The organism is Vulcanisaeta souniana JCM 11219 (assembly GCF_026000775.1).
GTDB classification, from domain to species: domain Archaea; phylum Thermoproteota; class Thermoprotei; order Thermoproteales; family Thermocladiaceae; genus Vulcanisaeta; species Vulcanisaeta souniana.
In genome coordinates this window covers 2,083,626-2,099,070 of record NZ_AP026830.1, presented here as the reverse complement: position 1 = coordinate 2,099,070, position 15,445 = coordinate 2,083,626, and the positions used below count along the sequence as shown (strand labels likewise).

The following is a 15,445-nucleotide window of genomic DNA, read 5'->3' as shown; positions in this document are numbered from 1 at the left end:
TCCTAATAGGAAGAAGGAGATCCAGAAAGCCCGCAATACGATTCGTAATAAAGGCAATCACGGAGAAGGCCCGCGAACTTAGAATGAGGATAAAGCCAATATACGTAAGGATCCTAGACTGCTAAGAAGTATTGTAACTCCCTTATCCTGCCCTGCACCTTACTCTTCGTGGGTTTTACTTGGGTTATTCTCTCATGCTAGGTTCGGGCTCGGTATTTAATTGTATTGTTGATGGTGAGGTCTTAAAGGGCATGGCATATTAGCATGGTGCGTGGAGGATCGTGATTAATAAGTGCATTAGGAGACCAAAGACCCGTACACAATCCATGCTCAATCCAAGACATAACACAGACAGAGAGACACGGAAAACACAAACAAACTAATGCAAAAGGAGTTAGAAGGGAAGAAATGGGGCGGTTTTGAAATTAGGCTTTAATCATATAATCAGACTATGTTTGGAAGTCCTGGTACATGCTGCATGTTGTTCCTTGGTTGTACATTTGGGTGTAGATCACGTTTGAGCTCTCAGCCGTGTTATCAGCCAACGGTCCTTGGTATAGATCCACATTAGAGCAGTAATAAAACACGCCAGAACCACCAGAGTAAAAAGTCACAGAACCACCATTAGCGCCAGCCCAAACAACATTAGACCTAAACCAATGATTTGTACAAGATGATGAGATAGAAATAGAAATGCCCCATGATCCATAACCAGGTACGTATAATCCTTCATAAACCGAAGATACTTCACCATTACTACCAACGTAGTACGTAATGGCTTGCCAGCCTCCGGGGATAAGGGGCCACGGTATGGGATTACCGTTGTTAATAACATAATTAACACTGCATGCTGAATTAAGGGTTGCATCTAATCCAAGCCATAAATTCCACACTTGTAATACAAAATATGCATATACAGTACTAAGCGGCCCACCTGGCGGATTCGTTACCACATAGTACGCAATTACTGCTTGGATCCAATTTCCTCCAAATGGATTGCTCTGAAGAACGAGACTCACGTCTGGGTTATACTGTAACGATAGCCAATTCGTTGATGACGAGGTGTAGGACTCCACAGTCATTGTGTTGGTTATTTCTGATTGAACACCGACATAGCTTGGCGTCACACCATTTGTCGTAAACTCATAATTACATCCACCAACTGGTGATGTGCATGCCATGGCTACTTTAGTGGACGTTACTACCATCGTTAGCATCATTATAAACGTTAGAGTGAGTATAGTGATTATCTTTGATTTTCTCGCCATCATGCTTATCACCAGTATGCTAATGCGTATATTGGTGCTGTGTTGTTCATGTATGGCTTTACGCCGCTTATGCTTATTGCCTCCTGGCTTCCGGCAGTTGGTGGCTTGCTCATTAGGTATATCGTGGGTACCTCGGTTATGTACTGACCAGCCTCAATCAATTGTTGGGCCGTTAATGGCGTGCCAGGCTTACCAACCCAGCCATACCTAGCCATTAACTGCACCTCCTCGGCCTCGCTCGTAATGCTGCAGACCGGCAATGCGTAAGGGACTGCGGAGTAGAGTATGAGGGCTATGGTATCGCCAGGTCTAACGTTAATCGCCGTGGGTAATCTGGCAATGATTGCCGTGTGGAATACCGAGATGTTCTCGGCCTTCATGAATTGCCAGAAGGTCATTGTCCTATTGGGAATCGTCTCGTACCTATTCACTGTCGTGTTGTAGTAGACATATGGGTATGGCTGACTTACGGCGTAGAGTAAGGCATCCACGGGGTTTGTGTAGTTACCAACGGCAATCAACCTACCATTTAGGTAAACTCCAAACCACATGGCATTGCCGGGGTTGACGCTGGATAATGCTGAGAGTGTCTTGTTTATGATACTCAGTGGGAAGTCGATTTCGAGGGATGCGTAGTTGATTGTTAGGTTGCCGTGGACGTGGTAAATGAGGACTATTGTCGTATTGCCTGGAATAACTAAGTCATAACCATCATTACAGGCGACTCGGCCATAATAGGTGGGCATGGTAGCGACAAAGTTCGGATGTGCGGGGAAGAATAAGGCCTTGATGAGCAGGGAGGCAACTGCAGCAACAACCACCATAGCCACCACCAACCACTTTATTCTTGGACCCATAACCATCAGAATCTTTTATTTCACGGGATTTTTTTACTTTGGGTGTTCGGAGAAAGTGATTCGAGCGGAATTGAGCGGAGTTTTACGGTTTATGAATATTCATCCATATGCATTTCTTAGGCTTGACGTGATATCTAACGATTAAGGATATTAACATAAAAGCCACACATTAGACTAATGTATTACGAATCTAGTAAAGGTCTCGTTTAAGACCATGAACTAAGCATTATGGCTGCTAGGGTAATTATTGATGACGGGGTTGAGGAGTCCAGGAGGGAGTTACTAGAGGAGGGTTTGCCCAATGGGTTTACTTAATAGCATTTAATATGAACTTTACGGTTTATCGGAAACTGTAGAGGCATAATTAGGAAACCAGCCATTTAATGGCACGAGCGTGGGCCTCATTCTCGATTCTACGCTTGTATCATTCTCGATTTTGTGGTCTTTTAACCCGTTTACGTAATGCACGCAGAAACTTTCGGATAAGCCCCGCGGTTGAAGGGGCGGCTGCCGGAAGGGGGTCCTTAAGGTACTTGCCTCCGAATTTGTTAGGCGCATGAGCGATATCGTTAGGGATTACTACGGCGTTAATAAGGATGTTGATGTTATTGTGGCGGCACATTCAACCACTACAGAGACCCAAACACGGGCAAAGAATTCATACTGAGGTCTGGTAAGAGACCGGCAGGACATTAACAAAAAATGGTGTTATCACAGAATCTCACGAAAAGGCACTACGCAACTTAACTAACTGAGAAACAGGTCAACCCCCTTTCGTTCTCGTAGAACCTCCTCAATGCTTCAATTGAGTCCTTTGCTTTAATCAACTTCATTGCTTGCCCGTCCTCACCCCTCACCTCTATCACTGTGTCATCACCAATCTCTAGGCGGCATACCGCGACTGGCTTCATGCCTAGCTCCTCGGCCTTGCTTACTGCGATGCCTATTAACTCATTAATCGTGTAATTGAAGTCATAATCACTGACCAACCTAAACTCATCGAGGTGGTAAACCCAAATGGGCATCGCCATAATCCATAATGAGCCGATTTAAAACCCACCCACCAAGCCCAAGAAGTTTTATCAATACCAGGGCATGAGGAGCCTAGGCAGTGGTACCTTAGGCATGCCCCGTGCTTATTGCGTTAGCTGGCTGGGTGGTTGGTAGGCTGGCTGACTGGCTGGCCTTCGGGCTTGGGGCTTGATAGTTATTTAAAGCCCTGGGTATTAACTGGAGGCTTGGGTGGTGTGGATGAGGGTGCTCAAGGTAATTGGCTTGGCAATCCTCACCCTATTCCTCATATTCATAATTGGGTCAGTGGTAATAGTCCTAGTCACGGACTGGCCCGTGATAGTGAACCTAATCCACGAAATCCAAGGCCAACAAAACCAAACCCCACAGCCACAATCCCAACCACCACAACAACCCACGAGTGGCCTAGAGGAAATCACAAACAACCCAGTGGGCCTAGGCTACACTGGACCACCAACCACAGCCCTAGCCGGCTACTACTGCATAAACAATATACAACCACAATCCTACTCAATACAACTCAATGCCCAATTGAGTAATGGCTACTGGATACAGGACGTGTGGGCTATGCAACCCTCGGGCTTCACAGGCTTCGGTGTGAATGTTTGGGTGCCTGGCACGTGCACCACAGAGGGTAATGGGATTGTCTGCAACACAAACCTGGCAAGCGCCTACGGCATCCCGTACTACGGAGCCACCTGCGCCTGGCTCGTGATCGCCATCAAGAGTGGCACTGCATACTTCGGCTACAGCCTAGACGGCGTCAATGTTAACTGGTACTACAGTTACCCAGTGGGTAATGTGACCATAATCACTGGTAATAATGGGGTGCCAATGACCAACATAGTGATTGGCGGTCCAGGCGCAAACCAATACTCCATAAACCTCACCAGTGCCAATGTGGTCCTAGCCCTGTATTACTGGAATGGAACCACGTGGCTCCCAGCCCCAAGCATTGGGGTGGGTGGCGGAACCGCGGAGTACGTTAGTAACGCATGGCTCTATTGGAGCAACGGCATTGCTGTGGTCTCATGGCCACAGCCCATTAACCAAACACCACCAGTGCCGGCGCCAGGCTTCACACCGTGAGGGCGTGTTTCTCCAGAGTAAGGATTAAAAGCCAGTGTGTGGTGAATTGGCTTGGCGGGGTGGGCTGGCCCCCTCGGTGCCGGTGTATCATCACGCGTCAGCCGGTCCACCACATCCCATTCACAGCCTGGGGATTATGAGGATCAAAAAGTAAGATGGGGAGGGAGAAGGGAGAAAGAAGAATGAAAAAGAATTTTGAATCTTGGTTTTGAGGGGCTTACACCCTCACCACCCCAGGTTCACTGGCGATGGCGCTGGGTAGACATTGAATGGACCGCTAAATAGTGGGTTACCAGCACCATTGTAGGTAATACTGTACGTGGAGCCAATGTTCACGCCCTGCCCAGGCTGTACCTGCACCGACTGCCAATTGGCTGTCGTGCCGTATGCCTGGGCGTAATTGCCAATGAGCTTCGCGTCTGTGGCTAGTGTATTACCTAGCCATGAGAGTCCACTCCCAGCCCAGGCGAGGGCACTGCCAATCGCCTGCCCGATTGGGTTGCCAGTGCCCTTCAGCCAGTTACCGGCGCTGGTGAGGGCATTGCCAACGATGCTCATCAAGTCGCCATCAGCGTCGAGTATTGTGGCGCCCGTGAAGAGTAGTGCCTTTGTGGCGCTTGTGGTTAGGCTCAGTGCGGTGTTGTACACTGGGTACTTCACAGTGCCTGGATTAGGACGAGTATTCGTGCCACTGCCTCCGCCATTGTAGCTTATGAATTGGGCGTTGACTGTCGGCTGGATGCCCGTGACTGTCTGTCGTATGTACTGCGTGATTTGCTGTACACTCTGGCTTGTGGTGGTGAATGTCCTAGTGCTAGTGCTAGTGCTGGTCTTGCTTGTCCAGCCAGTGATTTGTGGGACTAGCTTCATAGTCACTTGTAATCCAAAGCCCGTGTAGTTGAAGACTGCCGTGACCGCTGGGATGTAGATGTAGTGACCCCATTCATTGCCATTGCTTCCATGTCCCATGAAGGGCATTGTTGGTATTAGTAGGCTTGGGTTTAAGCCACAAAGCCCATTCTGGCACATGCCCTTTGGCGTCATCCATGTCATGAGGTATTGGATTGTGTATGTGATGATTGGGTAGTAGGTGGTGGTTATTGTCGTTGACACGACATACGTCGTGGTCTCGGTCTTTGTGACCACCTGCGTATTCACTGGTATCGTGACCGTGGTGGTGCTCGACTGGTAGGAGCCTGTGCCGTGTCCTACATAGCCTCCTGGGTTTTGCTGGTAGACTATGGTGCCAGTGCCTATCGTACTGCCGCTGCTGGTCACCACGTGTGGTACACCACCGCCAAAGCGCCAGTAGAGCATTGCCATTGCGTGGTTGGCAATCAGTAGCGTGGCTATTACCAGTGCCATGGTTATTACTCCCATTACCCTGCCTAGGCTTTCAAGCCTCATACTGGTCACTTTCAATTTAATAAACTGACTAATTAGGCTTTCACGTTGGGTTTTGAGGTCCTCGCCACCACCCACAGTCTCATGGGTCGCGATCCTTGTAGTAGTACCTCATGCAAAGCCGTAGGATGCCCATTCGCCTTGCCTCCTCAGGGTCTTTGCATGCCCTAGCCAGCCTTCGTGTCCTGTAGTAGGCTATCCATGCGGTGATGGCGAAGAATAACAGTGGTACAAAGAGTGGTGTTAGTATTGTTAGGGTGGTGGCGAGGGCGAGCCACCTCCTCGGCGACTCCCAACCCATTGGGGTTGTATTAAATACAATTCAATTACTTATAAGCCTGACGCCACGAGGGTTATCAAATAACTATGCCTAAGCTAGCGACGAAGCAAGTCACCGCAAACCAAACAGGCAATAATTACTTAAAACAAGTTAGGAAAACAATTATAGTCATGAAGAGTGACGCAACAACCAACAAACCAAGCCCCGGCATTGCCGGGGCTGGTAGGTATGGTGTTGTTAGGACGAAGACTATAGTGGATACGAGTGGTATTCCGGACCTGAGGGTGTACATTTACGATCCAGAGGCAAATGATTGGGTTGAGTTGAGTGATGAGGAGCTTGGGTACATTCAAGATAATGGTAGGGTAATTGGCGGTGGATTCATATGGCATGGATTCACGGTACTACATGCAATACCTAGGGAGAGGCTGGGCAAGTTCATGAGGTACGTTATAGAGTGGATGAGTGAGTTGCCGAGGAGGCCCATAATGGTTAATGAGGGTGTTAGGGTTAGGGTTACGAGGGATGAGTTTGGCAACGTTCACGTCTACATAGACAGGCTAGATAAGCAATGACGACATTAATCAAGTCGGCACAAACCCCTAACCAACACCACCAAAAACATCGGCACCATTTAGCCAGCTAGATATCCAAATAGCCAGCTAGCTAGATAACCCCATGGAGGTAATCATACGGTTAAGCAATGTGACTAAATAGTCCAGACTCCCTTATTGCCTTTATGCTCAACTTCTCAATGTCCTCCCTGCTTGCCCTGACTAGGTTCGCGACCTTAGTCAGTATCTTGCCCTGCTTCTGGTCGAATTGAATGCTCACCCTTGCGATGACTGGCTCGTTGTTGATTAGGAAGGCGAATGCCTTAGTCTCGCCCTGCGTCTCAATTGGTAGGTAGAGCACGTCAACGAAGGCGTCCAGGTCGATTGGTTTTGCGTTGATTGTCCTAGCCCTCAGGTCAATGAGGGCCTCCCTACCGCTTGCCACTGCCAAGTATGCAAGTGCGGGGAACCTACTCCTATCGATCGTCCTTATTTGCGAGCCCTCGTGAGTATAGAGCAGGTCCCTAAAGCTAATGCTGTACTCAATGAAGAGGTCCTCAAGGCTTGCACCACTAATGAACTTGCTAATCAAATCGTCGAGCCTTGCGTCACCGAGTAGTAATGCCCTGACCCAGTCCCTGTATGCCCCGTACCTCAAGCCCCTGGGCAGGTCACGTGGCTTCAACGCGCCACCCTTAATGACCAACTCATCGCCTCTCATCTTGATGTAGGTCTTCTCCGCAGCACCACCTGCCTTGCTACGTGGTATATACACAACGTCCCAGACCTCCTCGAGCTTCATTTCCATGAGTGGTCCATAGGCCCTGTGCAGGTAGTCATTGATCTCCATGAGCAGTTTGTCTGCGTCCCTACCATCGAGTTGGATATACATCGAGTCTGTGTCTCCGTAAATCGGCTGGTACCTCTGCCACAGGTCATCAAATATTGCCTGGGTCTTCTGGGCTATGTAGGCAGCCACCCACTCATTGACCATGCCAATACCACTCTTACCAAACACACCGTATGCCGAATTAACCAAAATCTTAACAGCCTGGTCAGGGGCATCGCCGTAGGTAGCCTTCAAAGCCTTAGTCACCTTCCTAGCCCTGTACAGGCTGGATAGGACTTTGTGAACGAGGCCACCAGGCTCGAAGCAAACCCTCTTTGTACCCTTCGTAGTCCTCACTGGGAATCCACTCTGGCATTCCCTAATGTTGATCGGATCAACATTATCCTGCGTGTAGAGGCTCGGGTACATAGCACTGAAGTCGTACTCACCAACATTCCTGAACAATCCGTAGCTCCTAGCCCTAGTCTTATCGCCAGCCTCGTAATCCATTTCGCGTCTCCTATCCTGGAGTATAATTCCGTTGAATTGTAAGTATTTGTGAATGAGAGCCTCAGCCAGGTGCCCAGGGCTTGCTGATTCGGCTACTTGGTTAATCACCATTGGGTTACTGCCAGTGATTGCGCCCAATGCCTGGAGCACTGGTAGCCACCTCATGGCTAGTTGATGCGTTATTAATACGTCGAGGCCTAGGTACGTTGTTAACTCACTCGTGGTGAGTTGGTCAACCCTCGACTGCAGGGACTTAAGCCTCAGTAACTCCGCCTCGCCAATACCCAGTGACCTGTGTATGCCTAGTTGTATCGCTACGTCGTACAACTTACTAGCCTCTTCCTGGATGCCCAGGCTCGACTTGAACCCTGACTCAACAAACACGTACAGGTCCATCAACGGTTTAACACCGTCATCCGTGTACAGTGCGTACCTACTATTCCTGTACATGGGTAGGTACTTAACGTCGAATGACCAACCATTGTAAGTCACGGCAATGTCGAAGTCAACACCCGCAATATCCCTAACATCACTAGTTATGTTCACGTCATCACCAAGCGTATAGCCATAGATTGGTTTGCCACCCCTGACCTCGACGTCGATCGCCAACACCCTGGGCCTCCTCGCCAATGACGTACATGTAAGGGAAGAACCTCGTGACTTCACCATCCCTCACGAATATGTTCTCGGTCACGTAAAACATCACTGTGGGTCACCCCAACACCTCAACTCTGGGATGTTGTGGCCATTGCATTTCTCCCTCACGGTTTTGCAGGAGATGAGCTTCCTGCCCTGGGCAATCCAGTGCTCGTACGCGTACCTAATGTGGTACCTAGTCCTGTCTGGCTTGAAATTGTGCGCGTGACTAAACACCTCGAGGATCTCGTCCTCGCTGTACCCCTTGAAGAGCATCCACTCGGCAATCGCGAGCCTACCGTAGTGACACAACTCACCAGTCTCCCTCAGGTAATTAATCAACTGCTGAACCCAGGCAGGAAGTTGCCTGCCTTTATCACCCTCATTGCTGTCCCTGGGAACCCTAGCAATGCCAACCTGCCTCTCCTGCCTCTTCGGCGCCAGGAATAGGAATGGGTTTACTCTATTAATTATTAAAGGTATTAATTGGTTTTAGGTTGGTGTCGAGTAGTGTACCTATTTTATTAGTCCTGTGGTGCCTCGTGCCCAGGACACGAATCGCGTGCCTAGCCTGGGTTTCCTGCATGTCGAACCCAATTGCCTTCGAGAATTCAACCCACTCGTCCCTAAGAACATAATCAGCGGGTACTGGGTTAGTGAAGTAGATGATTATGTACAGGGACTTACCACCATTCCAATAAAGCACGGGCCCGTAACTAAGCACGGGCCTTAGTACATCCATGTTTGACCTAGCCCAATTCAGCACGCAATCCAGGCTCTCCCTACCCTCGCACTCACTCACGTCAGCCTCGAAGACCAGTATGTCCCTCAGTATGCATGGCTCACTAACGTCATAACCAAAGCACTGCCAAACACCAATGACCTCACCACCCCTGACTAGCTTAATCGCGTCATCCCTATTGATTGGGAGTTTACCAGTGAGCCAGGTATTGCCAGCCCAGTAATTGTACCTTCTATATCCCCAGGTCAGTGAATCAAGAAATTGAGTCACTAAGTCCAGCATCACTGGCCGCCCCTCTTCTCGTCACCGTTCAATTCCTGGGAAACTGAACGTGAAGCCAACTCCCTAAGTCTCCTTATTAGCTCATCACGTGTAAGCACTACTCTAAACTCTAGGGGGGTCTCTCCCTCTGGGGAGTCTCGTGAAGTACTGACAGTTTGTACTACGGTAGTACTGTTGGGGGTACTAGAAGTACTGTTGGAAGTACTGACGGGCTTTCCCCCTCACTCGTGGCTTTCGTAACCGTGGAATCGCCAGTACTTTCGTGAGTACTACTCGTTAGTACTTCACGATTCTCCCCGGAGAAAGACCCCCTCTCTAACTCACTGCAGTTCAGTAATACCTTACCCTCATTAATCAATTCCTTTAACTCGGTACACACCCTACTCCTTACTTCCTGCACGAGCCTCTCGGCCTCGCTTGTCTCCCCAACTTGCAGGTAATCAATGATTTTACTGAACTCCCTCGTTATGATTAGGTGACCAACCACACGTGCACTGTCCTTCTCCTTTGCGTCAATAAAGAGGTCACTGAGTATTGGTGTCCTCCTCAGGAACTCGCCTAGTTTGCGTGGTGACGAGAACTCCTCTGGTAGATTTGTCCTGATCCACCTCTCAATGTCCCTCAGCACAGCATTCTCGCCCTCCTCAACCCTCTCACGAATCACGTACTGAGGCACCTCGCCATACTTCATGATTAATGCAGCGCGTATCAGGCCTAATGGCCTCATGAGGATAATTGGGTAATCACCATCCCTAAACACGTAACCGTAATCATCGTAATCACCTGGCTTGGTCAGTACGTACTCGCCAACCTCTTTGAGTAGGTCCAGGGCAGGCAGTGTTAACCCACTGCCCATGTTCTCCAGGAACTTCCAAACACTTGAGAAGTATGGCTCACTGAGTACCCTGGCAATGACGAGTAACGGAGAATAAGCCTGGGCAGTCCTGCCGTCGAATGTTAACTTACCTTCCCTGGCCAGTGCCGATAACTCATTATTAATCTCGTCATACAACTCCCTAAGTCTCCTCGCTGTGAGTAGGAACAATGCCACGAGGAGTGGGTACAACTCCCTAACCCTGAGTGAGTATTCCTTATTATTGATTGTGAACTTAACAACCTCGCGTTCCTTAATGTCCTTGTATGGGTCCTTGACATAGACGATTCTCCTGTCCCTCGTGACGTAAATCACAAGTGACCTGGTCCTCAATGCGCTCGATATTGAGTACTCATCAAGTGCATTGCCCAACTCGGGTATTTGGATGATGCCCGAGAGTGGTATGCTCATTATCGATGACTTCGACGTATCGACAATCACCCTCACAGCGTCCTTCCTAAACGATGCAATCAACGTCCTGACCAAATCCTCATTTATCTTGGGCTCATCAATCGCGATGTTCAGGGCAACACTGAGGAGCCTCGAGACCGATGCTGGGGTTGCTTCCTCAAGGAAAAACGTGTATGGGATAAATGCCGAAATCAGCGATATGTGATATGACTTCCCCGAGCCAGGTAGGTTTGAGGAGAAGATAACCCTGATGATGTAATCCACAACAGGTGCGATAATGCCCAGGACAGGGAGTAGTGCTATAATGTCCCTATACTTAATGTTACTCCACACGTATTTCCTTACAGTCTCTGCAATGGCATTGATCACAGCCCTAAGCCACTCCAACGCATCAACCCCACTCAGGCTTATCTCGTTTAACCACCTCATCACATCCTCGTACCTAACAATCGACTCCGACGAAAGTGATAACAACTCGAGTATCTTCTGGGACGTCTTCTCGTCATACTCAATAGTGTCTATCGACTCATCACCAGGCTCGAAGTACGGGCTAATAACCTTGACGAAGTAGCCATTAATCACCGTGCCCTTAACGAGCTCTGCTAGGTCATAATCAGTTACGTTACCACCATCACTAACCAGCACCTTTCCCCTATACGTTATCTCGTCATCCTCATTGTAAGCAGTGTACGTCAATGCAAAGGCCAGACCAGACTTCGTTGAGTAAAATAGTGGCAATTTCACGAAGTCAACATCGGCCTGCACAAGCACTGGCCTTCTCCTCAACAGCACCTTATCCACAAACTGACTCTCGAAACTGTCGAGGATCTCCTCAGTTGAAGCCTCGACACCCCTATCCCTCAGGTAGGTCTGTATCCTTTGAAGTAGTTTATTACTTATGACGTCACGAGCCCGCCTAAACGTTAACGCAAATTCATTGTCACCATCAACAGTCAGGAACCAACCATACTTTTTACGCTTAATAATGAACACGATATCCTTAATACTAACCTTAAATTCACAAACTCTAGTTTCCATCAGGGATCACCCGGAATGATGTGTACAACGTCAAGCATTGGGTGGACACAATGACCCGTAGCAACACACGTGACCCTCCTTTTTTCGTACTCCAATAATTCCTCAATGGTAAGTTTCGTTCGTCCCTCACCACGCTTTTTCTTTGCCATAATCTTCACCCCGTACAGTGATCATAACGATCAATTCCCTATCGTACAGCGTCATCAATGTTGGGTTCAAAGCCTTCGGCAAGAAAACCGCGACACGCGGTGGCCTAAACGATCTTTCGTACGAGAGTCTACCCTCAACGCTTATCCCCTCGCTATATGGCACGTTGTTATTCATCATTATGTACACGATAACCTTCTTACCAATAAACGGCCTTAGAAGCTCAGTTGTATACTTATCAAAATACAGGACATACTGCGCTCCTCGCTTCCCAACTCTTCCTTTGCCTAAGGCCTTAATTTCATTTTGACCCCACATTCAGCTTCACATTAACGCTGTTTTCTCAGAGGTATATATATTCTTGTTTGTTTATCTCTACAAAAGATTTCTGTAAATGTAATATCTCATGAAAGAGATAGTTGCAGAAAAATATATAAAACTCTGCTTTATTTGCTACAGTTGGGGTTTTTGCATGGTTAATTGCAACATCAATGAGTTAAGTGAAGAAACAAGGAGACTTCATTACGAAGTCCTTTATAGGATATTCAAGGCATGGCTCGTGGGGGAAACGATTAGGCTGGATGACATTAGGAGGGAGCTCGGCGTGAATACTTCGAGGTATGATAAGGTCTTAGATAGGATGGAATTGTGTGAGGATTTAAAGTGGATTAGGTGCCGCAGGGGCTCGCAGGGTAGGAACAGGGTAAAGTGCGAGCCAACCATTGCGGGCCTGCTGGCTCTCCTAGAGAATAGGGAATATAGGGCTAAGCTTAAGGACTTAATTGATGAGTTAAAAATTAGGGGAGAATTACCCCCTGATTTGTTTGGTACCCTTGCTTATTTAGAGGATATTATTAGCATTATTGAGTCTGGCATAACTATCGACATAATGAGGATGATCCTAGGGATTGTTCGTACTTACTTCCTCACGAGTAGTATTAATGAGGGCCTTATAAAATATATTATTAGCCACTTGGATAGGGGATGGTGGCTTATGGGTGATGCAGTGGGTAAGTATGATAAGTGGACAATTGACTATTTTAACCACTTGAGAAAGAAGGGGAAGCTTTCGAGGGAGTTCATGGAGAATTATGTGTACTCACTCGTTAGGAATACTCTTGAGGAGATTGGGAGATCCTCAATTGATGATAAATTGCTTGGAGAGCTTGATTTAAAGTGGCTTTGGTGGGCTCTTAGGATAACTAGTGATTTAACGGAGGAGATCATAGAATATTTTGTCTTTAAAAGTAAGCGTTTCATGAGGAGGACACTTGACTGTTTATATAAGATGTTGTATAAGTACGACTATTCCTGTGTTACGAACTCACAGAGCAGTAATGCGCAACTCAATCCCAACCTTGAAGAACTGCGTTAATGGATACATTTGTTACAGAATACCGCGTTAATGCACGCTCGTGAAGTTACGAAATTGTGTTCTGCCGAGCCGCAGAACCCGGCCGTGCGTCCGATTGGGCGTACGGGGTAAGTTCGAATCCCGGCGGCCGCACCATTCTGTACTTGCCTGGAGGTTTCTTGGAAAAAGGGAATATTGGATCAAAATACATTGTTAGGTTCAGTGTCGTCATGTTGGAGGATAACAGGGGTACTATTGCTCATGTTTTGTGTAGTTGGGAATTACGGTAGATTATGAGTAATAGTGCTTTACTTAAGATTAGTATTGAAGTGGGAATAAACGGTAAATATTGCAAGTATTAATGTGACTAGGGCCCCTCAAAGCCGCAGACTGGGCATTTGTATGGGTTTCCTATTCTCCTGCAGTGCTCGCATCTCCATATCTCGGCCTTACCACAGTTTGGGCATAGGAAGTGCGTGGCTCTTTCATATGGTCTAATTGGTTTACCGCATGAAGTGCATACGGGCACGGTTGGTCCATGAAGTGCTGGTTTTGGTCTCTCAACATTGGGTATTGCCATTGCATACCGTGGAGTTACCAATAATTTAAACATTTCTATAACGTCATTAATGCGTGAGTAATCCTTAATAAATCCAGGCACCTATGATTCCGAGATGAACATTAACAAGGCAATAAGCATTGCAATACTTGCACTGGTGCTGGTGCTGGCTGCGGTGTTAACGTACTTCATACTAGCAAGGGTCATTGCACCACCGTCAAAACTACACACAGGAACACCAATAATAGTATACCCGCTTGGTACATCTAGTGGGGCTAGTGTTATTGCGTGGCCGCCATACTTCCAACTACTTAGCGCATCAAGAATATACAATGTCTTCAGGAATTATAGTCTGGTTTACGGATCAAACACAGCACCAATTAAGGTTCTGATCCTGTATAACCCTGTTATGCCACCAGCTACAAACTTCTCCGCAATCAATACCAACTATATACTCAGTACCTCAGAAGAGGGATTAGTTCAGTACGAAATAGCGTTTAACATACTCTCCTTCAATTATACTGGTTCTTCATCACCATTGGTATTGGCTGAGGCAAATGTGGCCTCAGTGGCCTATTGCCTGTACCATAATTCAACAAATATGGACAACGCACTACTATTCCTTAGTAAAGTTGGTTCATTCATCGGTGCCAATACGACCAATGTAGCCAATCTAACAAGTATATCCACAATACAGGAAATGCTTAATGAGTTGGGTATTAACGTGAATGCCTCAGAATGCGTGGGTGAGTACGAACCGTACGTTTCCAGCAATGCGTATCAGGCAATGATTGTCTCTGTTATCAATGGATACTACGTACAACCATTCCTAACACCAACACCGCTAACTTACCAAGTACCCTCCAACCTACCAAACCTGCCGATACTCTTCATGCTAGGTTATAACTCAGTGAGTGGGGCTTATGACGATACTACCAATAACATTCAATTACCAGTATTTGTACAAAACCTAATGACACAGAGTTTCATGTATCAAAACCTGAACGGCTAACTAAACATGCCACTTATTATCCCCTTCAGTGCTGTTATTTCGAAATATTCAACATTTGCAGCAATATAGAGGAGGATCACTGAAATTACGTAATAAATAATGAAGGCAATAACCCCATCCCTATTCACCGACCCTCTTCTTCGTATGGTATTAATGATTCCACCTGTGAATAGTAATGAACCGGATGTGGAGAAAGCATAGGCGAAGAGCTCGATTATACCATGCGGAAAAAACATTGTTACAAGTAATGATAGTACAAGACCTATTGGTGAATTGAGCGCATATGAAACGAAAACGCCCAATACGAACCCGGTGGTTGCAAGGGTGAATACGAAGAAGAATGGACCAACCACCGGAATTGCCATTAGGGTATCTATTACGAGGTTATGGAGGAATATATAATTCGGTCCTAGTCCTGTGGCGCCCCTTAGTTCGTTTTCTAGCGATGTGATCATAGATTCGTTTACGAATAGAGGACCTATGTAGAAACCAATTATTGATAGTACCGTAAGTACCAGTAATTCAATTGCATATACTATGATGACCCTCCTTAGATCAAATCTCATG

At 47.2% G+C, this 15,445-nt stretch carries 18 protein-coding genes; 4 read left to right on the top strand and 14 right to left on the bottom strand.

Annotated elements, in window-relative coordinates:
• Positions 1–449: 449 nt before the first annotated feature.
• From Vsou_RS11405 to Vsou_RS11395, 3 genes are all read right to left on the bottom strand, one after another.
• A complete protein-coding gene (locus Vsou_RS11405; protein ID WP_188603300.1) occupies positions 450–1,271 on the bottom strand; it encodes a hypothetical protein in 822 nt (273 codons plus the stop codon).
• A gap of 5 nt (positions 1,272–1,276) precedes the next feature.
• On the bottom strand, positions 1,277–2,131 hold the full coding sequence (locus Vsou_RS11400; RefSeq protein ID WP_188603299.1) for a hypothetical protein: 855 nt from the start codon (positions 2,129–2,131) through the stop codon (positions 1,277–1,279).
• A 737-nt stretch (positions 2,132–2,868) separates the two neighbouring features.
• On the bottom strand, positions 2,869–3,150 hold the full coding sequence (locus Vsou_RS11395; protein WP_188603298.1) for a hypothetical protein: 282 nt from the start codon (positions 3,148–3,150) through the stop codon (positions 2,869–2,871).
• 226 nt (positions 3,151–3,376) lie between these two features.
• Between Vsou_RS11395 and Vsou_RS11390 the strand changes: the two genes are divergently transcribed.
• Positions 3,377–4,246, top strand: coding sequence for a thermopsin family protease (locus Vsou_RS11390; RefSeq protein ID WP_188603297.1), 870 nt, complete (start codon positions 3,377–3,379; stop codon positions 4,244–4,246).
• Between the two features lie 225 nt (positions 4,247–4,471).
• Here Vsou_RS11390 and Vsou_RS11385 read toward each other — a convergent pair whose 3' ends face one another.
• Both Vsou_RS11385 and Vsou_RS11380 read right to left on the bottom strand, forming a co-directional pair.
• Positions 4,472–5,653, bottom strand: a complete 1,182-nt coding sequence (locus Vsou_RS11385) for a hypothetical protein (protein ID WP_188603296.1) — start codon at positions 5,651–5,653, stop codon at positions 4,472–4,474.
• A gap of 79 nt (positions 5,654–5,732) precedes the next feature.
• Entirely contained in the window at positions 5,733–5,951 is a 219-nt protein-coding gene (locus tag Vsou_RS11380) for a hypothetical protein (RefSeq protein WP_054843759.1), read from the bottom strand.
• Positions 5,952–6,016: 65 nt separating this feature from the next.
• Between Vsou_RS11380 and Vsou_RS11375 the strand changes: the two genes are divergently transcribed.
• The gene (locus Vsou_RS11375; RefSeq protein ID WP_264890731.1) at positions 6,017–6,505 is read left to right on the top strand and encodes a hypothetical protein; all 489 of its coding nucleotides are present in this window, start codon (positions 6,017–6,019) and stop codon (positions 6,503–6,505) included.
• 121 nt (positions 6,506–6,626) lie between these two features.
• Here Vsou_RS11375 and Vsou_RS11370 read toward each other — a convergent pair whose 3' ends face one another.
• From Vsou_RS11370 to Vsou_RS11340, 7 genes are all read right to left on the bottom strand, one after another.
• Positions 6,627–8,432, bottom strand: coding sequence for a DNA polymerase domain-containing protein (locus tag Vsou_RS11370; RefSeq protein ID WP_188603294.1), 1,806 nt, complete (start codon positions 8,430–8,432; stop codon positions 6,627–6,629).
• The gene (locus Vsou_RS11365) at positions 8,374–8,529 is read right to left on the bottom strand and encodes a hypothetical protein (RefSeq protein WP_188603293.1); all 156 of its coding nucleotides are present in this window, start codon (positions 8,527–8,529) and stop codon (positions 8,374–8,376) included. Before Vsou_RS11365 ends, Vsou_RS11370 begins: the two co-directional genes overlap by 59 nt.
• Positions 8,526–8,870: a hypothetical protein gene (locus Vsou_RS11360; protein ID WP_264890809.1), complete on the bottom strand. Its 345-nt coding sequence runs from the start codon at positions 8,868–8,870 to the stop codon at positions 8,526–8,528. The genes Vsou_RS11365 and Vsou_RS11360 overlap by 4 nt, the downstream gene beginning before the upstream one ends.
• 55 nt (positions 8,871–8,925) lie before the next feature.
• Positions 8,926–9,486, bottom strand: coding sequence for a hypothetical protein (locus Vsou_RS11355; protein WP_188603291.1), 561 nt, complete (start codon positions 9,484–9,486; stop codon positions 8,926–8,928).
• A 157-nt stretch (positions 9,487–9,643) separates the two neighbouring features.
• Positions 9,644–11,806, bottom strand: a complete 2,163-nt coding sequence (locus Vsou_RS11350; RefSeq protein WP_188603290.1) for a hypothetical protein — start codon at positions 11,804–11,806, stop codon at positions 9,644–9,646.
• Positions 11,806–11,955, bottom strand: a complete 150-nt coding sequence (locus tag Vsou_RS11345; RefSeq protein WP_188603289.1) for a hypothetical protein — start codon at positions 11,953–11,955, stop codon at positions 11,806–11,808. The genes Vsou_RS11350 and Vsou_RS11345 overlap by 1 nt, the downstream gene beginning before the upstream one ends.
• On the bottom strand, positions 11,933–12,271 hold the full coding sequence (locus Vsou_RS11340) for a hypothetical protein (RefSeq protein WP_188603288.1): 339 nt from the start codon (positions 12,269–12,271) through the stop codon (positions 11,933–11,935). The genes Vsou_RS11345 and Vsou_RS11340 overlap by 23 nt, the downstream gene beginning before the upstream one ends.
• 154 nt (positions 12,272–12,425) lie before the next feature.
• Between Vsou_RS11340 and Vsou_RS11335 the strand changes: the two genes are divergently transcribed.
• On the top strand, positions 12,426–13,328 hold the full coding sequence (locus Vsou_RS11335; RefSeq protein ID WP_188603287.1) for a hypothetical protein: 903 nt from the start codon (positions 12,426–12,428) through the stop codon (positions 13,326–13,328).
• A gap of 346 nt (positions 13,329–13,674) precedes the next feature.
• Here Vsou_RS11335 and Vsou_RS11330 read toward each other — a convergent pair whose 3' ends face one another.
• Positions 13,675–13,887 carry a zinc finger domain-containing protein gene (locus tag Vsou_RS11330; RefSeq protein ID WP_054843794.1) on the bottom strand — a complete coding sequence of 71 codons (213 nt, stop codon included), beginning with the start codon at positions 13,885–13,887 and terminating at the stop codon, positions 13,675–13,677.
• Positions 13,888–13,981: 94 nt separating this feature from the next.
• Here Vsou_RS11330 and Vsou_RS11325 point away from each other — a divergent pair, with 94 nt between their 5' ends.
• Positions 13,982–14,878: a hypothetical protein gene (locus Vsou_RS11325; RefSeq protein WP_188603286.1), complete on the top strand. Its 897-nt coding sequence runs from the start codon at positions 13,982–13,984 to the stop codon at positions 14,876–14,878.
• On the opposite strand, the gene Vsou_RS11320 is transcribed toward Vsou_RS11325, so the two are convergent.
• Entirely contained in the window at positions 14,875–15,444 is a 570-nt protein-coding gene (locus tag Vsou_RS11320; protein WP_188603285.1) for a stage II sporulation protein M, read from the bottom strand. The two genes, Vsou_RS11325 and Vsou_RS11320, sit on opposite strands and share 4 nt — an antisense overlap.
• Position 15,445 lies beyond the last annotated feature (1 nt).